Origin of the sequence: Micromonospora sp. DT229, from assembly GCF_049844505.1 — a bacterium.
In the GTDB taxonomy this organism is placed as follows: Bacteria; Actinomycetota; Actinomycetes; order Mycobacteriales; family Micromonosporaceae; genus Micromonospora.
Genome location: NZ_JBNCLD010000007.1, coordinates 262184 through 281096, shown reverse-complemented (window position 1 = coordinate 281096; position 18913 = coordinate 262184). Strand labels below are relative to the sequence as shown.

Sequence of the window (18913 nt, the reverse complement as noted above, 5' to 3'; positions counted from 1 at the left end):
AACAGGCGGCGGCCGGTGGGCCGCCGTCGATGCCACCAGCATACATTGATGGACGGCGCTGGCCGGGTTGCCAGCGCATCGACAGACGGTGAAGGATGTCATCCGAGACTCATCCGCCGCCGGCCCCGAGTGGCGGAGCAGGCACCCTTGGCTTCGACACCGTACCGTTATCATGGGCGTACGCAGCGGATCTGGCCAACGATCTATGTCCGGCTTCGAGGCGACACGATCATTGTGCGATACGCAGACAGGCGGTGATCGGGTTGGACACCGGAAAGGACGTGTTGCGCTCCGATCTGCTCGATCTCACCGATGTGGATCTGGCCGCTCTGGAGGACGTGCCTTCTCAGGTGCTGCTGGCCGCGCTGCATCGCCTGCAACGTCGCAGCGCCGCCGCCGGCGACCAGTACGCAGGCTTCAGCAGTGCCCTCGATGGCGATGACTGACCAGCAGGCCGGCTCAGTCGCCGTGGGCGTGAGCGAGCCGACGGGGCAGTGCACCATCGTGTCCTTCGTGTCGCCCACCAGCGGAAATTCCGGGCGCAGCAGCGCGGTGGCGAACATCGCCTGGATCCTCGCGTCGAACGGCAAGCGGGTCCTCGCGGTCGACTGGTGCACGAAGACTCCCCGGGTCTACGACTACCTGCGCTCCTTCCGAGTCGACGCCGTCGCCAGCACCGAGGTGCTCGGCCCGGAGCTGACCGCGTTGACCAGCCCACACCCGGACGCGCCCGCCCACCGGGGCACGGCGCTGGGCGCACCACCCGCGCCGGAGCAGGGCGTCCTCTACCGGTACGCCATCCCCGGCACGAGCTTCGGTTTCGCGTTGGTCGGGGTGAGCCTGGAGGTCGACGGCCTGCCCACGGCCGACCCGGTACGGGCCCGGCAGTTGCTGCGGCAGGCCGGCTACGACTACGTCCTGATCGACACCCCGGTGGATCTCACCATGCCGGGGGTCAGCTACGCCGCGATGCTCAGCGACGTCGCGGTGGTCTCGATTCCGCCTCGCCGCCCGGCGTTGCAGCAGGCCGCCGACCTCGCCGACCAGTTGCAACGGCAGGCCACCGGCGGCATCCGGATCCTCGCCGCGCCCACCCTGCGCGACGTCAGCCAACCGTGGTACGGCGAGGCCCGCGACTCGGCCCGCAAGGCGTTCGCGAAGCTGCTCGACGACTCCGCCGGGTCGGCGACCTCCTCGGTGGAGATCGTGGAGGTGCCCGAGCCGACGTACGACACCTACGACGACGTGCTGGCCGTGCTGGCCGACGCCCCCGGCGAGCAGAGCAGCATGCTGTCGGCGTACGAGCAGATGGCTTCCTGGATCAGCGGCGGTGCGGTGATCCGGGTGGCCGAGGTACCCGAGCGGATCCGCCGCCGCTACCGCCGGGGTGTGCTGCTGGAACGGGCGGAGAGCGCGGACGTGATCCACGTGCTGTACGAGCCGGCGGACCGGCCGTACGCCGACTGGATCGCCGGGCAACTACGGCGGGCCAACGTCCACGTCCACCCACACGCGCTGCGCGTCGGCGCCGCACCGGCGTACGAGCCGGACGCCACCGTGCTGGCCATGCTCTCCCCGGGGGTGGTCAAAGCGCTCGGTGTCGGCCTGGCGGCCGCACCCGGCAGCGACATCGAGGTGTTCGGGGTACTGACCGACGGCCAGCCGCCGAACCAACTGGATCCCAGCCGGATCATCGACCTGCGCGAGGTCGACGCCGCCCGGGCCCAGCCTCTGCTGCTGAGCCGGTTGGGCCTCATCGCGCCCACCCAACCCACCGGCGACCTGCGCTCGGCCCCGCGCTACCCGGCCGAGACGGAACGGCGTCTGCGATCGAACCTGCCGCCGCGCAACGAGTCCTTCGTGGGCCGCAGCGAATACCTGGAGCGGCTGCGTGACCAGCTCACCGGTGAGGGCGGGCCGGTGACCCTCACCGGCGGGGCCGGCGTCGGCAAGAGCGAGATCGCCCGCGAGTTCGCCCACCGCTTCGCCTACGACTACGACGTGGTCTGGTGGATACCGGCGCAGGACCGGGAGACGGTGCAGGCCGCCCTGGGTGAGCTGGCCCAGGAGATCAACGTGGTGGACAGTGTCGGCGCGGCGGAGGCGGCCGTGGCCGCCCTGTCGGCGCCGAGGGGCACGATCGCCCGCTGGCTGCTGATCTACGACAACGCCGACGACGCCGAGGTGCTGTCCGGCCTGCTGCCGCGCCCCGGTGCCGGGCACATCCTGTTCACCTCGCGCGACGACGGCTCCTCGAATCTGCCCTCGCCGCTGGAGGTGGCGGCGTTCAGCGGCGACGAGAGCGTCACCATGCTGCGCCGCATGCTCGGCATCAGCGCTGCGGACGCCCGGTCCATCGCCGCCGCGGTCGACCACCTGCCGTTGGCCCTGCGGCTGGCCACCGCCTGGATCAGGGAGCGCACCCGGACGCTGGAACGCGAGGGCGTGCCCAACCTGGTGGCGGTCAGCGGGTCCGTCGAGGAGCTGCTGTCCAGCCTGAACCGGCCGGGCGCGGAGGAGCCGACCGAACGCATCCCCGGATCGCGTACCTCCACCGTCGCGCGGGTGCTGGACAACACCTTGGCCACCCTGCGGGACACCGAGTTCGGCGCGTTGGCGACCCGGGTCGCCGAAATCGCCGCGTTCCTCTCCCCGGAGGGGATCGGCCTGCCGCTGCTGCGGTCGACGCCGATGCTGGCCCAACTCGCCGCGGCGGCCGACACCGATCCGGAGGAGTTGCTGCTCGCCGCCGGGGAGATTGATCTGGTGCTGGCCGTGGGCGCCCGCTTCGCCCTGTTCGACATCGACTGGGGGCGGGGTGCCGCGCTGCGGATGCACCGGGCCATCCAGGTCCTGATCCGCGAGTCGATACCCGAGCCGCAGCGGCGCGAACGGCACCGCCAGGTCCTGCATGGGCTGGCCGGCTACGCGCCGACCGACCCGGAGGCCGACGACCGGCGTTACCTGCCGATCTTCGAGGAGCTGCAACGCCATCTCGTGCCGTCCGGGGCGTTGACCACCGACGACGCGCGGGTGCGGCACTGGGTGGTCAAGCAGGTCCGCTACCTGTACTACTTCGGCGACAGCGACGCCTGGCACTCCGCCGTCCGGCTGGCCCAGCAGGCCTGTGACCAGTGGACGGCCGGCGGCGACTTCGACCAGCTGACCATGCGCCTGTTCGTGCAGACCGCCAACCTGCACCGGGCGCTGGGCAGGCCGCAGGAGGCCCTGAACCTCGACGAAGAGGTGCTCAGCGAGCAGCGCCGCCGCTACGGGCTGCGGCACTTCCGGACCCTCATCGCCGGTCGGGGTCGCGGCGGAGATCTGCGTGGTCTCGGCCGCTTCGAGGACGCCCTGGTGGAGGACCAGGCCACCCTTGCCGCTTACCAGGAGGTCCTCGGCGGCGATCATCCGAACACCCGCATGGCGATCAACAACCTCGCCATCTCCTTCCAGTTGACCGGAGACGCGCGAGAAGCTCTGCGCCTGGCTCACCAGCTGTTCGACCGGTGGATGACCCTGTTCGGGCCCGACGAGCCGGCGACCTGGCGGGCCTCGCGCCTGGTGGGCACTCTGGAACGGGAGATCGGCGAGTACGACCTGTCGCTGGCCACGCTGCGGGGGACCCTGGAACGGGTGCACGAGCTGCGGTCGGCCTCCCAACTCGACGAACTGCAGGTCAACCGCAGCCTCGCGGTCACCGAGCGCCGTCTGGGGCTGACCCTCGCCGCGAAGAAGCGCAGCATCGAGACCTTTCGCGGCTACCGGGACCGCTTCGGTGAAGATCATCCGCTGACCCGGTCCAGCCTGCTCAGCATGGCCGTCGACTACTACCGGGCCGGGGACGCCGGAGTCGCCGTCGAACATGCCATGCGCTGCCTGCGGGGCTACGAACGGACACTGGAAGCCGGCCACCCCTTCACCGCGGTCTGCTCGGTCAACCTCGGCATCTGCCATCGGGGCACCGGCGAGTACGACCACGCCATCCGCGACGGTGAGCGGGGCATGCGCACCCTGCGGGCCCGGCTCGGCGACGCCCACCCGTGGACGCTGACCGCGGCGACTGCCCAGGCCGGTCACCTGGCCGCCCACGGTGACCTGGCCGACGCCGTACGCCTGCAGCAGGAGACGCACCTGACCAGTCTGCGCTTCCTCGGTCGGCGGCACCCGTGCACCGGCGACGCCGCCGCCAACCTCGCCGCGATCGTCGCCCGGCGCGACGGCACGGACGACGGCGGTGTGGCCGCGCTGACCGACACCGACATCGACGTGCCGAGAGGCTGAGGAGTGACCAGGTGAGCGACCCGCAGCTGATCGATGCGGTGGTCGAGGAGTCCGCCGAGCAGGACGTGCCGGGGTTCCGCAAGAAGCGGAACCTGTGCCGGCAGTTGCTCCTCGAGGACCCGGCGGTCTACCACATCGCGCACTACACGGGCGGTGTGCTCGACTTCTCGCTGGACCTGTTGGCCCACGACTCGGCGCCGACCGGTCGGCCCGACACCGACCCGACGCAGCGCCGTGAGGCGTACCGGCGGGTGGGCGCCCAGTTGGTCTACCGGGCCGCCGAACTCAGCCGACGAGTCTGGCACCTGCAGTGTGGCGGGCTGGTGCGGTTGGCGGTGCAGACCCGGGTCGACTACGTCTTCTGCAACACCACCGTCGGCGGGGAACACGTGGTGGGTTTCGCGCGCACCGCCCCGGCCACCGACGCGGTGGTCAACCCGGCAGCGGCCAGTCAGATCGACCAGGGGGCCGGGAAACTCGCCACCGATCTGCGTAGCCTGGTCCGGCAGCCGTCGCAGAACCCGGGCGGCTGGCAGACCGAGACGTACGACCCCTCCTCCTCGGACGGCGACATCACGCCCCACCTGACCGAGGTCGGCGACAGCGAGGCGATCCTGGCCCAGGCCCTGCGCCCCGCCGGCCCGCACTACCTCAGCCATCATCGGTTGGGGGAGCAGGTGACGGCGGTCGACATCCTGCGGCACCCGGATCTCGAACAGTTCTTCAACCGGGGTGCCACCGTGGTCGACCGGCGTACCGGCTATGAGCGCCTGGCCCGCGATCTGTCGTTGCTGGCGCTACAGGTCAGCCGGGATCTCCGCCGGACGATCACGGGGGAGGTCGAGCGGTTGGTGCTCGACCTGGAGATCGGCGCCGTCTACTACTACCTGCTCGCCCCGGACGAGTACCTCTTCGGGGTGTGCCTGGACCAGGACTGGGTCAGCCACGCCGACCAGGCCATGTGGAAGGTGGCCGGGCAACTCTCCCATACCCGGCCCTAGCACCTCACGCGCCCTGCGACACCTCCGCAGATCCGGACGGAATCCGCACGTCCACGTGTGGAACCGCAGCTCAGCCGTCGATGACCTGTCGGCGTACCTGGCCGCTGAGCCCGTCGAACATCGACCGGGCCTCCGACCAGTTCAGCGACCGGTCCGTCGGCTCGGCCGGGGCCCCTCCCTCCGGCAGGGCCAGGTCGTCGAGCAGGTCCAGTTGGAACAGCGGCAGGTACTCGGCGATCCCGTCGTAGGTCTCACAGAGCCGGTCCAGCCGTTGCCGGTCGGCCGGATGGGGTGCGTGGCGGTGGTTGACGTACCACTGCTCGACCCCGTCACGGAACGCCTCGATCAGCCGCCGCAGCACCAGGGCCGTGCCCAGCGCCCGCTGCACGTCCCGCGACCGCAGACCCGAGCGCAGCAGCGGCGCAGCCTCGCCGGACCGGCGAGCGGACTCCGGTCGGGACGGGGTGAAGGCGTCGCGCAGGTGGTGTTCGAAGCCGGTCAGCTGGTCCAGCGCCTGCACCGCCTCGACGAAGACCCGAGCCACCCGGCCCGGCAGCGCACTGGCGAGCGCGGCCTCGGCCTGGTGCGGCGACGACGACACCGCGTCGCGTCGCACCGGTCCACGGGAATCCGGGCGCAGGTCGCCCCGGATCTCGTCCAGCTGGTACGAGAGCCGTTCCAGCGAGCGCTGGGCGTTGGTCTGTTGCCGCTGGATGCGCTCGACCCGCTGCCGTACCGAGGTCAACGCATCCGCGCCGAGCGCCTGCTCCAGCCGGCGCATCGACGCCTTGACGCTGCCGGACAGATCCTCCGCGAAGGTCTGCGGATCATGGACGATCGGCTCCACACTGAAGGTCTCCGTCAGGTCCGCGGAGAACTCCGCCGGCAGATGCCCGACGACGACCAGGATCACCTCGCTGTCCGGCACGGCCGAGCGGATGGCCACCACCCGACGGTTGAGCTCGTCGACCTCCTCGACCTTGAGCACGGACTCGGTCAGCAGGACGCAGCATCCGGCGCCCTGCTCGTCCAGGGGTACCCAGAAGTCCACCGGCAGGTCCCGCAGCGAACCGATCAGGTGGTCCCGCTGGTACGACCAGCCCTCCTGGGTGAGCACCCGTCGCACGTCGGCGGCGACATCCTGGCGGCTGGCCAGGTCGAACTGGACCCGTACCGCCTCTCGCACCATGCGATGGGTGACCGGGGTGTCCTCCTGCGTCGCCCGCTGATACAGGTGGTAGCACAGCCGGATCAGTCGGCGGGGTACCCCGTCGGTCAGGTTGGTCAGGTATTCGGTGGTCTCCACCGTGAACGGGGACAGTCTCGCCTGACCGAAGGCCCGCAGCTGACTCCGCCGGATGAAGTCCCGGACGTCCTGCGCGGTGAGCGCGGACATCCGCACGATCGGCCCGATCCGCTGGCGCACCTGCGGGGTGAGCAGGTGCAGCAGTTCCGGCAGCCCGGCGATCACCAGCAGGGCACCGGCTGAGGCGAAGACGCCGATCAGGCGGGAGAACCGGGCCGATGTCTCGTCGCCCGGCCGCCCGGCGGTGGAGAGGATCTTGTCCAGCTCGTCCAGCACCAGGACGAAACGGTCGTGTCGGCGCGCGAGCAGCAGCGCCAGCACCCCCATCGTCTCCACCGCGCCGGACTCCACGTCCGCCCGCACGGTGACGCCGGCGCTGACCAGGGCCGGTCCCGGTGGGTAACCCATCAGCCAGTCCCAGGCCGGTGCCTCGGTGGCCGGATCGACCAGCATCGCCAGCACCGTGCCGACCGAGGGATCGGCGGTGACCTCGGCCAACTCGACCCGGAGCCGCTGGGCGAGCGACTGCGTACGCTCACCGTCGGCTGGTCTGCGCTCACCGTCGGCTGGTGTCGGCGCACCGGCCGACTCCGCTCGGTAGTCGTCGACCAGGGCGCGTACCGCCTCACGGGACAGTCGGCCCAGGAACCGTCGGCTCAGCGACAGGAAGGTGTCGGCTGGTGCGTCGAGGTAGACGGCCTGAACCGTCCCGGTGGTGCCGCGCCGGGCGTGGGCCAGCAGTTCGGCCGCCAGGTGGGTCTTGCCGGTGCCGTAGTCACCCACCACGGCGACCGTGCCGCCGTCGCCGGTGAGCAGGTAGTTGTCCAGGTGGGCGAGGGCGTCCCGGATGGCCACCGTGACCACGGTGGTGGTGGCGAGCGCACCGGCATCGGTCACTCGGGCCACCGCTGTCGGGGAGAACGGATTGACCGGGTCGACCGCCGGCGGATCTTCGATTGCGTCCATTGCCCTGATCCTCCGGTAGCTCTGGTCTGGGCACCAGGCAGTCTCACGCCGGAGGGCGGAATCCCCGTACCCCGCCACCGGACCGTCTTCAAATCGTAGCCCTCGGTAGCCATCCCAGCGGACCTCCAATCGAGCTCAGATTCGGCCTCACCTGCAAAAAGTGCTGCTCGCCGAGAATGCCGAAGACTCCGGTGATCGACTTCGTCCCATACCATTGGCCCGAGAGCCAGTCCGGTGGCCGGGATGCCGACCGTGGCGGCCCGACCCGGCCGGCCCCGCCCCGACGGCCCTCCGGAGGAGGACACCGTTCGATGACCGACCCGGCCTCCGGCTTCGTCCGGCCGTCCGCCTGGTGGCTGCGGGTGGTGTTCGGCGTCATCGGAGCGGTCGCCCTGGCGCTGGGCTGGATCGGCTTCGATCGGCTGAGCACGACGCGGCCGGAAGCCATCCACGATTCCTACGACGTGCTCTACTACGCGCTGCAACTGTTCGTCCTCAGCGCCGAGCCCTTCGAGAATCCCGGCCCCTATCCGTGGCAGTTGCAGGTGGCCCGCTTCGTGGCCCCGCTGTTCACCCTGCTGGCCGTGGCCGAGGCGGCCCGCCTGCTGCTGGCCGCCGAGATCCGTCGGTGGCGGGCCCGGCGGGCCAGCGGGCATGTGCTGGTCTGCGGTGACTCTCAGTTCGCCCAGATGCTCGCCGACCGTCTCTTCGCCGACGGGGAACGGGTGGTCGTGGTGCGTTCCGAGCCCTTCGGGCCACTGGAGTACCGCCGACGCCGCTACCTGGGAGTCATCGGCGACCCCAGCAGCGCCGAGGTGCTGCGTGGGGCCGGTCTGCCCCGGGCACACACCATCTACGCCTGCACCCACGACGACGACCTGAACCATGCGATCGCCAACGCGGCCAGCCGCCTGATCCAGGACCGGCGCAATCCCCCCAGGGTCTACGTCCAGGTCCACGATCCGGAGGTGTGCCTGTCGTTGCAGGCCCGGCGGCTCGGCGCCGCCGGTTCCAGCCGACTGCGGCTGGACTACTTCCATGTCGACGACATCGCCGCCCGCGCGCTGCACCGACACCATCCCCTGCGACCGGCCCGGAATCGTGCCACCACCGTACTCATCGTCGGTAACGGCAGCTTCCGTCGTGCCCTGCTGGTCGAGACCGCCCGGCACTGGCGGGCCCGGGAAGCCGGGACCCGGCTGCGGGTGGATCTGGTGGCCCCGGACGCCGGGGCGGAACTGGCCCTGGTGGCGGCCCGCTACCCCTTCCTGCGTACCGTCTGTGAGGTGTCCACCTACGATCTGGACCTCGCCGAACTGACCGGGTTGGCGCAGTTCACCACGGGCGGATACGACCGCATCTACCTCTGCCTGCCCGGCGAGGACAGCGGTCTGCAATTCGCCCTGGACACCCCCGCGCTGTGGCAGGGCACCCGAGGCAGTGTCTTCGTGCCGGTCTACCGGCAGGCCGCCCTGGCCGCCGCCTTCCACGGCGACTCCCGGCACGACCTGCTCGACGAGGTGCACGGCAAGCTGTGTCTCTACCCGGTGCTGACCCACGCCTGCGAGGCCGGGCTCATCGCCGAGGATCTCACCGAACGGTTGGCCCGACAGATCCACGAGCGGTATCTGCACGCCCGACAGCAGGCCGGGGTGAGCTTCGGGCAGGCCCCCGCGATGGTCGACTGGTCCGGGCTGCCCGAATCCCTGCGCCGAGCCAACCGCAGTCACGTCCAGGACATCGCCGCCAAGCTGCTCAACCTCGGCTGTGTCGTCGCCCCCCGGCACGGAAACACAGGTGACGCCTCGGCCGCCGGGCAGGCCATCGCCGACGGCATCGAACATCTGGCCCGGCTGGAACATGAACGGTGGTGCCAGGAACGGCGGGCGGAAGGCTGGACGTACGGTGAGCCGCGTGACGACCTCCGACAGCGGCATCCCGAACTACGCCCCTGGGACGAGCTGAGCCCGGCCGTGCAGGAGCAGAACCGCGAAGAGATCCGGGCGCTGCCAGATGTGCTGTCCGACAGCGGCTTCGAGTTGATCCGGCTGACCAGCCCGGTGCCCGCCCCACGGCCGGGAGTCGTCGATGGGCCCTGAGCACTGCCCGCTGCGGGTCGGCATCACCGGCCACATCCACCTGACCCGCGGCAGCGTGGGGCCGATCGCCGCGGCACTGCGGGCCGAGCTGGGCCGCCTCAGCGACCACCCGGTGCGCGGCGTCACCTGCCTGGCCGACGGCACCGACCAGATCTTCGCCCGGGTGGTGCTGGCCACCGGCGGCACCTACGAGGTGATCCTGCCCGCCCTGGACTACCGCGACACGATCACCGCCGCCCACCGGGCCGAATTCGACGACCTGCTGGGCCGGGCCAGCGACGTCATCCACACCGGGCACCGGCACTCCGGCACGGCCGCCTACCTGGCCGCCAACCGGGAACTGCTGAGCCGGGTGCAGTGGCTGATCGCGGTCTGGGACGGGTCGACCGGCCGCCACGAGGCCTCGACGGACCGGACCGTCGACGAGGCCCGCAAGCGCGGCATCCCGACCAGCGTGCTCTGGCCCGAGCAGGCCCGACGCAGCTGAGAGCCGTTTCTCCCCGGGCCCTCAGACGCCGTGGGCGAACAGCGCCAGGCGTACCCGGTTGGGGCTGCCGGTCTTCGTCATCAGGCTGGTGATGTGGGTCTTGACGGTGGTGACCCCGATGTGCAGCCGCTGGGCGATCTCCGTGTTGGACAGGCCCTCGGCGACCAGCCCCAGCACCTCCTGCTCCCGCGCGGTCAGTCCGTCCAGGTGCTGCGGGGTGCCCGGGCGGGCGTGCACCGCCCGCTGCACCAGCCGCCGCAGCACCTGCGGGCTGAACGGGCTGTCCCCGGCCGCGGCCCGCCGGATGCCGTTGAGCAGCTCGGCGGGGGGTGCGTCCTTGAGCAGGAACCCGCAGGCCCCGGCGGTCAGGGCCGGATACAGGTGGTCGTCGTCGCCGAAGGTGGTCAGCACCAGCACCCGGGTGGCGGGCCGGTCGGCGAGGATGCGACCGGTGGCGGTGATCCCGTCCACGCCCGGCATTCGCAGATCCATCACCACCACCTCGGGCCGCAGCCGGGCGGCCAGGGACACCGCCTCCCGGCCGTTGTCGGCCTCACCGACGACCTCGATGTCGGGGGTGGACTCACACAGCATCCGCAGGCCGGTGCGGATCAGATGCTGATCGTCGACCAGCAGCACCCGGATCATGACACCCCTTCCACGGCGGCGGGCAGCACGGTGCGTACCCGCCAGCCCCGGCCCGGCTGCTCGACCGGTCCGGCCGCCAACCGGCCGCCGAGCACCGCCACCCGCTCCCGCATCCCCGCGATACCGTGGCCCCCGCCGTCCGGCAGCCCGGCCGGCACCCGGCCCGGCCCGTCGTCGGCCACCTCCCAGTGCACCGCCCCCTCGACCACCCGCACGGTCAGCCGGGCCACCGCGGCGGCACCGGCATGCTTGGCCACATTGGTCAGCGCCTCCTGGGTCAGCCGCAGCACCGCCAGACCCCGTACCGCGTCGATTCCACCGATCGCCGGGTCGATGTCGGCCTCCACGGTGATCCCGGCCTGGCGGGCCCGGTCCACCGCCGCCCCCAGGGCGGCCGGCAGCGCCGACGGCTCGATCGCGGTCAGCGCCGCGTCGCCGCGTACCGCCTCGGGGTCGCGCAGCACCGCGACCAGCCGGCGCAGGTCGGCCAGGGCCGCGGTGCCGGTGCCGTGCACGTCGTCGAAGACCGCGCCCACCCGGGGGTCCAGGTCGGTGAGGACATGCCGGGCCACACCGACCCGCAGCACCATCGAGGCCACATGATGGGCCACGACGTCGTGCAGTTCCCGGGCGATGGCGCTGCGTTCGTCCGCGCGGGCGGCCCGGTCCTCCGACTCCCGGCGGCGCTGCTCCTCCGCCGCTCGCTGCTGCGCCTGGGTGGACAACTCGCGGGTCGTCCGGACGACCAGGCCCAGCAGCAGCGGAACCCCGACCTCCAGCAGCAGCCCGACCACCCCGGAGAAGAACCGGGGCAGGGGCTTGCCGATCGAGTCGGTCAGGGCCACCGCCGCCAGCCCGGCCGCGGCCAGCCAGATCGTCCGGGTGGACCCGGCGCGCATGGTCAGTTCGAGCAACGCCCAACTGGCCCCCACCTGGTTGATCGTGATGTCCTGGACCAGCTGGATCGCCACGGCCAGCAGGGCGGTCTGCGCCACCAGGTTGACCACCGGCCGGTGGTGCAACAGCAGGCCGAAGGAGAAGGCGAGCACCGCCAGGGCCCACTGGGTCGCCACCGGCCCGCTGCCACCGAGCGGGTTGAAGATCAGGTAGCCGAGGCCCGCGAGGTCGAGCAGGAGCATCCGCGCGAAGCTGTCCCGCGCGTCGAACAGGCGTCCCACCCACCCCACGGAGGTCACCCTAGCCCTCCGGATCGGTACGGCGGAGGGTCCACCTGCCCCGCAGCGCCAGGTACGCGGCCAGGCCGAGGGGACCGAGCAGGATGGTCAACACCAGCACCGGAGCCATCACCAGCGACGGCACCCCCCGCTTGCGACTGTCCAGCCAGGCCCACCGGCCGACGAACAGATCGAACACGATCATGTGCGCCCAGCCCGCCGCCGCACCGTCCGGCTCACCCAGCAGGCCACGTACCCCCTCCAGGGTCGGGGAGGCCACGGCCGGCAGCACCTGGCCGAGGGCGGGTAGCACCAGCAGCGCGTAGATCACCACACCGGGGATCACGACCAGAGGTGAGGCGATGATCCGGGCGGTCACCGACCACTTCGGTGCCAGGATCATCAACGCCCAGAAGGGAGCGGCCACCGCGAAGGTCAGGGTGAACAGCACCTCGGTCATGTCCGCTCTCCTTCTCCCCAGGTGCCTGCCCGGCACACGGTTAACCTGATGCTCCGCCCACTCACGCCGCCAGCGCCACTTCGGATCTGCGGCCACGAGCCACCACCGCAGCGGCGGCGACCGTACCGACCAGCAGCGCGGCCGCGACCCCCAGGGTGAGCGCGTCCGGCCGCAGCAGCGGCTGCCCCCGCAACGCCTGCCAGGTCAACAGGAGGGTCAGCCCCGCGTACGCGACACCCGCGACCACCAGCAGCCGGGCCCGGACACCCCCGTCGAGACGGCCACCGCCGAACCGGCCGAGCAGCACCGCCAGGATCGGCAGCACCTGCATCGCGTGCAGCCCCACGAAATGGCCGACCCGCAGATCCCCACCGGTGCTGCTCCAACCGACCAGGGGCAGGCCGGGACCACCATCGGCCACCCCCACGCTGTGCGCCCCGGCTAGCCCCTCGGCGGCCGACCCGTCACCGGCCAGCACCATCGGAATCGCCACCAGCATGCCGAGCAGCGCCAGCCCGAACCCCAACCCGATCGCGTACCGGCCGGCCCGGTCCGCGACCGGCTGCCGCAGCACCACCACCGCGAGGACGAGGTGCGCCACGGACAGCACCATGATCGCCACACCCATCAGCATCCACAGCACCGCGTTCAACGGGCTGCTCACGTTGTAATGGCTGGTCGTGCCCCGCAACACCTGTCCGACGATGATGGTCATCTCCACCACCCCCAGCGCCACGATGAGGGTGGCCGTCCACTCCGCGACCCTGCTGCGTCGGCGCAGCAGGGACAGCAGCCAGGCCAGGGTCACGCCGTACAGCACGAAGGACACCGCGAACTTCAACGGCTTGAGCCAGATCGGCACACCGGTCAACACCCGATCGTCGACCACGACGCCGACGGCGGAGACGACGGCGAGGCCCGCCATCGCCCAGACGAAAACCATAAGCGGACGGTGCCAGGACGTCCCCTGGCCCGGATAGGTAGCAGTCATACCCCGATGCTGTTCGGCGTGCTGCCGCCGCGCGCCCGACCGCAGGCCCGAACCGCGACCACAGGTCTGGGTTCCGCCTCCTACCGGGGTAGGAGAGGCGGTCAGCGCCACGGGACCTGTTCGGGCAGGTGAATCCGGTCGGCGGGCACCCCGGCGGCGAGCAGTACCAGCCGGTAACCGGGGGTGTACCTGATGGGCCAGCCGGTGTGAGACGTCGCCGCCGGGCACGGCACGGACATGCAGCTCGACGGTGCCGTCAGCGCGTGGGGCGTTGGCCGGGCAGTACCAGCGCCACCGCCCCGGGTGCTGCGGCACGTTCACCGGCACCGCGTCACCGGGCCGGAACGGCAGCCGCCGCCAGGGGCGTACGGTCAGGATGGTGATGGTGTCCCCGGCCCGGTCCCGGCCGAGGACCTCGACCGGCCAGGAGGCCGACCCGTCACCCACCCGGGCCGCGGCGCGCTCGACCAACCGCCAGGCCCGCCGCCAGGTCGCGGCCTCCAACGGCAGCGACGGTACGGCGACAGTCAGCGCCGCCCCGACCAAGGTCGCATGATCGGGGCGCAGCCGGTGCTCCCGGTACACCCGACCCAGGACGGTCAGCAGGGCCAACCGCCCCGGCCGGTCGTCACCGCCCCCCACCAGCCGCAACAGCCCGGCGACGATCAGCGGCGCGTCCCCCTCCGGCAGCAGCCCCGGGCAGCCCTCCTGCACGGTGTCCCAGAACCGGGCGGCGGCGCGACCGAAGACCGCCTCGGCGATGCCGCCGGATGTCACGGCAGGGTGGTCGCGCATGTGGGCCTCCGGTGCGACGGTCGACTGAGACGGCACCGAGGCGGGCGGGAGCGGTGACAGATCGTACGGGGGAAGGCCGATCCGCCACCGGAGCCGGCACCCGCCCCGGGCCGTGTCTCCACCCTGGACCCGGCCGGTCCACCCCGATATGCCGGAATGATCGTCAGCGGAATTCGCGCAGCGTATGCAGGCGGTGGCAGAATGTGGCCGGGTTGATATGCGTGGCGCGCATACCGGCATCGCCGGAAACGGCTTGAATGAACGGGCTCGACCCAGTCGCCCACGAACGGCGAGGTTGCCGGTGACACCTGCCAACTGCCCCCGCTGCGGGGGACGCCTGGCGCGCGACAACCACAGCGGACGCTGCGCCCCCTGCCAGGCCGCCGAACGCGACCGGCTCACCGCACCCCCGGCCGTGCCACCACACTTCTGGGACCACCAGCCGGTACGCGCCGCACTGGCCCGACGCCACCTGGGACACCTCATCCGGGCCTACCGGCACCACCCCTACCACGGTCGGCTCCCGCTGACCCAATCCGTGGTGGCCGGGTGGCTCGGCATCACCCAGGCCCAACTCAGCCGGATCGAGAACGGCCCTCCACCGATCCACCTGGACCGCCTCACCCACTGGGCCACCCTGCTGCGCATACCCGAGCGACTGCTCTGGTTCCGGCTGCTCCGCCTTCCGCTCGCCGAGATGGCCACCGACACCTCTGAGGGGGGTGCTCACGCCGACTCGCCGACTAGTCTGGAGACGGCTCCTGTCGAAGGAGGTGGCACCACGAACCGCCGCCGATTCAACGCCTTGGCAGCGCTCGCTGGCCTTGGCGGAAGCAACCTCATCGACGCCCTACTCACCGCCGATGATCGGGCCGAAAACCTCGGCATGGAACACGTACGCCTCGCCGGATCGCTGGTGGAGCGCTTCCGGCAGGCCGACGCCGCCGTCGGTGCGGACGAGTTGTGCGATGCGGCGATGACCGTTCACACCCGCCTCTCGGCCTGGGCCAGCAAAGCGCGCGTCAGCCGTAACCTGGAAGCGACCCTCCAGACGGCACTGGCCGACCTCGCAAACCAGGCAGCCTGGCTGGCGATCGACGCCGAACGCCGACCCCAGGCGCGTCCCTACCTCAACGACGCCATCACCCGGGCCCGGATCTCCGACAACCCGCGTGAGGAGGTACGGGCGCTCGCCTGCCTCTCCCTGCTCACCCGGGAAGACCAACCCACCGAATCCGTGCACTGCGCCGAAGCCGCACTCCGCGCCGCCCAAGGCTGGTCGACCCCTCGCCTCAGGACCCTCCTGCGACTGCGGATGGCCCACGCATACGCCAACCTTGGAGACGCCAGCGGCTTCAACCGCGAAATGGCCAGCGCCTTCCGCGAGTTCGACCGTGGCCCCCAGAAGGACGACCCGCCCTTCCTGCAATTCGTCACCTCCCACGAACTGACCGGCATACAGGGACTGGCCTTCCTCGCCCTCGACCGCCCCGCTCGCGCCGTCAAGTCCCTCGCGGTCAGCAGCACCACCCGCACCGAACACCGGCGCAACCGGGTGCTGTCCACCGTGCGGCTCGCCGAAGCCGAATATCGACTCGGCGATGTCAACCAGGCCGCCCGGACGGCGTTGCGGGTGCTGCCCGAGGTGAAACAACTGAACTCTGGACGGACCGCCCGCAACCTCGCTCAGGTCGGAGCCCACCTGAGCCGAGAGAAGACCACTGCGGCGCGTGATTTCATCGATGCCTACCGGGCGGAGTTCGGGCCATGAAAGACAACCTGATCCTCGACCGACATCGGGCCGACGAGGTGAATGACATCCTCGATGATCTGGTGGAGGTCTATCTCGACGCCCACTCCGGGGATGGGGAGTTCTACAACGAGTCCCGATACCGCCAACAGTTGGCCGGGCACATGAAGGTCCCCGGATGGGAACTTGTCACCGCCACGATCGATGGTCGCCTGGCCGGTTACGCCTACGGTTTTCCGCTGCCGGCCGGAACCCGATGGTGGAACGGCATCGAGGAGCCGTATCCGGCGGGCTTCACCGAGGAGGACGGGCGGCGCACCTTCGCCCTCAGCGAGCTATTGGTACGCCCCGCCTGGCAGCGCCGGGGGATTGCGCGGGCGCTACATGACGAACTCGTCGGCGTCCGCCCTGAAGCCCGAATGACCCTGCTCGCCAGGCCCGACAATGTTCCCGCCCAGGCGGCCTACCGGTCCTGGGGCTGGCACCGGATCACCCGCCTACGCCCCGCCTGGGATGATGCCCCCCTCTTCGACGTCTTGGTGCGTGAGCACCGATAGCCGGCTACTCCTACGTCGTTTTACCTTGCTCGGAAAGGTTAGCTAGTAAATGGCTGATCGCCTGAACGTAGTCAGTCATGTCGACCTTGCGGGCGGCGGCCAGGCTCAGTTCCAGCACAGGACGAGCCTCATCGCTCAGACCCGCGATGACCAGTATTTGGCCGAGGGTGTGACCCACCACTGCCATGCCGTCAGGACGTCGCAGGTGGATGAGGAGATTGAATGATGTGACCAGTCGCGGAAGGGCGGACGCGTAGTCCTGGCGCACCAGGTCGATCCGAGCCAGTCCCCACGTTGCACTTGCGATCTCGTCGAGATCCCCGTGACTCTCGTGTACCTCCAAGCGCTTGCGCTGTAGCTCAGCGGCACCATCGTATTCGTCGCGTTGGCGGAGGATGACCACCACGGCGTTGGGCTGGCCGAGCCGCTTCACCAGCCACACTGGATAGCGACCCCCATCACTTTCTGGTGCGCTTTGGCTGGTTAGACTACGCAACCCACTGTCTGTCCTGCGGCGGGAGGAAGTGCGTTTTGCCTCATCCATGATCAAGTCACGGATCGTGACGACGGAGCGGAACCCAATTCACGACTCGATCCTGTTCGACAATTGAAGTGGGGAGCGAACTAGATGATCAGGTCTGGACCGAGGAGCGCGCTGGCCGCGATCGGCGTGTCCATCATCGTAGGCACCGCGATTGTGGCACCGCAGTCGGCGGCTGCGGCTTCGTCCGACGAGCGAGACCGCGAGCATGCCGCGGAGTTCGCCTATGCGGACGCGACGAATTCCGCGGCGAGCGCGATCGCTGGTCTCGGGCGTACCGACTACCGCGACATCTTCAGCGGCGTCAAGATCGATCAGGCAACTGGCAGGGTAACCGTCTACGCCACCGATCCCGAGCGAGCCGAGGGCATGGTCGCGGCTGGGCTCGCCGCGCTTTCGGAAGCCGAGCGGAACGCGACCTCCGTAGAAATCATGCAGAGCCGTTACGCACGCATCGAGCTTGAGCAGGCTGCCGCTCAGGTCCGGGCGGCCTCGGACACCAAGCGCGCCGCGATCGAGGTGCACTCGATCGTCATCCCCAGCGACGGCCGCGGGTTGGAGGTGAGAACGGATGCGCCGCAGCGGGCCGACGCCCTGTCGGCGATGGCGGCCGGCGCCGGACCGGTCGCGGCGGCCGATATCGTCATGGTGGCCGGCTCGCCGGTCCGCCCGGTCAGTCGGGAGAACCCACAGTCCCCCTATCCTGGGGGCATTCCGACCCGTGTGAGTACCCGGTCCTCCGGCTGGGACTGCACCTCCGCGTTTGGCGTGCGCGACGCCTCCGGAACACAGTTTCTCCTGACGGCCGAGCACTGCTACGACACCGGGAACAACATACGGGCCATGAACGGGAACAACATCGGCAACGTGCAGGCAGTGGACGTGGAGTTTGATGCCGCACTAATACGAGGCAACGCCCAGTCCGGGGTGTGGGTCAATGACGACTACATGTTCCACGTCCGCTCACAACAGTGGTCGTTCGAGGGCGAGTACGTCTGCCAGAGCGGGTACACGAGCTATCCGAATCGGTGCCAGATTCAAATCATCAACGACTACCTCCAATATCATCTCGGTGACGGGAAGGGCTGGCGAACCGGCGTCGAGGGGCGGCGGTGCAGCGGGTGTCCCTCCGTGGCCCATGGCGACAGTGGCGGACCTGTCTGGTCGATCCGGTCCTCGGACGGGTATGTCGCCGCGCGGGGTGTCGTCAGTGCGGGAAACACCCCGGTGACGCCCGGCGTCTCATACGAGAACATCATCTTCACCGAGATACCGTTCATCACCGCGATAATGGGTCTTACGCTACAGACGTCGTAGCGGCATCGTTGGCGAGGTGAATGTGGCGGCCGGTGGGCCGTCACATTCACCTGGGGCGTCGGTTCACGGAGCGGATAACATGAAGGTCAGAGCGATCGCGTTCGGAGTTGTAGGCGTGGCGGCCTGCGTGAGCGTGCTTTCGGTGCTCGTCATCCCCTGGGGCTGGTACGGAACGATCAGCATCAGCGCGTGGCGACTGCCCTACTGGGGCCTGCACTTGGTGGCCGTCGCCGTGGCGTATGCGTGTGCCCTGTGGACGTTGCTCACCTCACCCAAGCGGATATCGGCGCTCGTGTTGGCGGCAGCTGCGGGTGTCCTCGTCGTGGGAGCCACGGTGTTCGTCGCGCTCGGCTACAACAACGCGTCAGCATTGTTCGACGAGTGGATTCCGATGGTGAATCCCCGGCTTGGCAGTGGCCCGTTCGTCGCGGCTCTGGCGGCCCTGGCCGCGCTCGCCGCCGGCGCCCTCGGAGCCGGCAAACGGCCACAGAACGACCGGTCCGCCATCGGGGTCGGGGCACGAGCTGTCAGTTGAA

Annotated in this window: 15 protein-coding genes; 9 read left to right on the top strand and 6 right to left on the bottom strand. The window is 70.3% G+C overall.

Annotated elements, in window-relative coordinates:
- Positions 1-254 precede the first annotated feature (254 nt).
- Genes fxsA through ACLQ2T_RS14250 form a run of 3 tightly spaced genes read left to right on the top strand, consistent with a single transcriptional unit; the run spans position 255 to position 5285 of the window.
- Complete coding sequence (gene fxsA / locus ACLQ2T_RS14260) at positions 255-446, top strand: FxSxx-COOH cyclophane-containing RiPP peptide (protein WP_425766556.1); 192 nt, start codon at positions 255-257, stop codon at positions 444-446.
- Positions 439-4284, top strand: coding sequence for an FxSxx-COOH system tetratricopeptide repeat protein (gene fxsT, locus ACLQ2T_RS14255; protein ID WP_425766555.1), 3846 nt, complete (start codon positions 439-441; stop codon positions 4282-4284). The genes fxsA and fxsT overlap by 8 nt, the downstream gene beginning before the upstream one ends.
- Positions 4285-4295: 11 nt before the next feature.
- Positions 4296-5285, top strand: a complete 990-nt coding sequence (locus tag ACLQ2T_RS14250) for a hypothetical protein (RefSeq protein ID WP_425766554.1) — start codon at positions 4296-4298, stop codon at positions 5283-5285.
- Positions 5286-5355: 70 nt separating this feature from the next.
- On the opposite strand, the gene ACLQ2T_RS14245 is transcribed toward ACLQ2T_RS14250, so the two are convergent.
- Positions 5356-7557, bottom strand: coding sequence for an AAA family ATPase (locus ACLQ2T_RS14245; RefSeq protein ID WP_425766552.1), 2202 nt, complete (start codon positions 7555-7557; stop codon positions 5356-5358).
- A gap of 311 nt (positions 7558-7868) precedes the next feature.
- On the opposite strand from ACLQ2T_RS14245, the gene ACLQ2T_RS14240 reads away from it, so the two are divergent.
- Both ACLQ2T_RS14240 and ACLQ2T_RS14235 read left to right on the top strand, forming a co-directional pair.
- Positions 7869-9656, top strand: a complete 1788-nt coding sequence (locus ACLQ2T_RS14240; RefSeq protein ID WP_425766551.1) for a RyR domain-containing protein — start codon at positions 7869-7871, stop codon at positions 9654-9656.
- Positions 9646-10143 (top strand): hypothetical protein, encoded by a 498-nt coding sequence (locus tag ACLQ2T_RS14235; RefSeq protein ID WP_425766549.1) that lies wholly within the window; start codon positions 9646-9648, stop codon positions 10141-10143. Before ACLQ2T_RS14240 ends, ACLQ2T_RS14235 begins: the two co-directional genes overlap by 11 nt.
- 21 nt (positions 10144-10164) lie before the next feature.
- On the opposite strand, the gene ACLQ2T_RS14230 is transcribed toward ACLQ2T_RS14235, so the two are convergent.
- The 4 genes from ACLQ2T_RS14230 to ACLQ2T_RS14215 all read right to left on the bottom strand — a co-directional run bounded on the left by ACLQ2T_RS14230 (position 10165) and on the right by ACLQ2T_RS14215 (position 14212).
- Positions 10165-10791, bottom strand: a complete 627-nt coding sequence (locus tag ACLQ2T_RS14230; RefSeq protein ID WP_425766548.1) for a response regulator — start codon at positions 10789-10791, stop codon at positions 10165-10167.
- A complete protein-coding gene (locus tag ACLQ2T_RS14225) occupies positions 10788-11978 on the bottom strand; it encodes a sensor histidine kinase (RefSeq protein ID WP_425766547.1) in 1191 nt (396 codons plus the stop codon). The genes ACLQ2T_RS14230 and ACLQ2T_RS14225 overlap by 4 nt, the downstream gene beginning before the upstream one ends.
- Positions 11979-11988: 10 nt before the next feature.
- On the bottom strand, positions 11989-12426 hold the full coding sequence (locus ACLQ2T_RS14220; RefSeq protein WP_425766546.1) for an ABA4-like family protein: 438 nt from the start codon (positions 12424-12426) through the stop codon (positions 11989-11991).
- A 61-nt stretch (positions 12427-12487) separates the two neighbouring features.
- Positions 12488-14212 (bottom strand): FAD-binding oxidoreductase, encoded by a 1725-nt coding sequence (locus ACLQ2T_RS14215; RefSeq protein ID WP_425766545.1) that lies wholly within the window; start codon positions 14210-14212, stop codon positions 12488-12490.
- 301 nt (positions 14213-14513) lie between these two features.
- Here ACLQ2T_RS14215 and ACLQ2T_RS14210 point away from each other — a divergent pair, with 301 nt between their 5' ends.
- Both ACLQ2T_RS14210 and ACLQ2T_RS14205 read left to right on the top strand, forming a co-directional pair.
- On the top strand, positions 14514-15983 hold the full coding sequence (locus ACLQ2T_RS14210; RefSeq protein WP_425766544.1) for a helix-turn-helix domain-containing protein: 1470 nt from the start codon (positions 14514-14516) through the stop codon (positions 15981-15983).
- Positions 15980-16519: a GNAT family N-acetyltransferase gene (locus tag ACLQ2T_RS14205; RefSeq protein ID WP_425766543.1), complete on the top strand. Its 540-nt coding sequence runs from the start codon at positions 15980-15982 to the stop codon at positions 16517-16519. Before ACLQ2T_RS14210 ends, ACLQ2T_RS14205 begins: the two co-directional genes overlap by 4 nt.
- Positions 16520-16529: 10 nt before the next feature.
- Here the strand turns inward: ACLQ2T_RS14205 and ACLQ2T_RS14200 are convergent, their stop codons facing one another.
- Positions 16530-16952, bottom strand: coding sequence for a hypothetical protein (locus ACLQ2T_RS14200; protein ID WP_425766542.1), 423 nt, complete (start codon positions 16950-16952; stop codon positions 16530-16532).
- Between the two features lie 195 nt (positions 16953-17147).
- On the opposite strand from ACLQ2T_RS14200, the gene ACLQ2T_RS14195 reads away from it, so the two are divergent.
- Together ACLQ2T_RS14195 and ACLQ2T_RS14190 are read left to right on the top strand one after the other, a co-directional pair.
- Positions 17148-18377 carry a hypothetical protein gene (locus tag ACLQ2T_RS14195; RefSeq protein ID WP_425766541.1) on the top strand — a complete coding sequence of 410 codons (1230 nt, stop codon included), beginning with the start codon at positions 17148-17150 and terminating at the stop codon, positions 18375-18377.
- Positions 18378-18456: 79 nt separating this feature from the next.
- The gene (locus ACLQ2T_RS14190) at positions 18457-18912 is read left to right on the top strand and encodes a hypothetical protein (RefSeq protein WP_425766540.1); all 456 of its coding nucleotides are present in this window, start codon (positions 18457-18459) and stop codon (positions 18910-18912) included.
- Position 18913 lies beyond the last annotated feature (1 nt).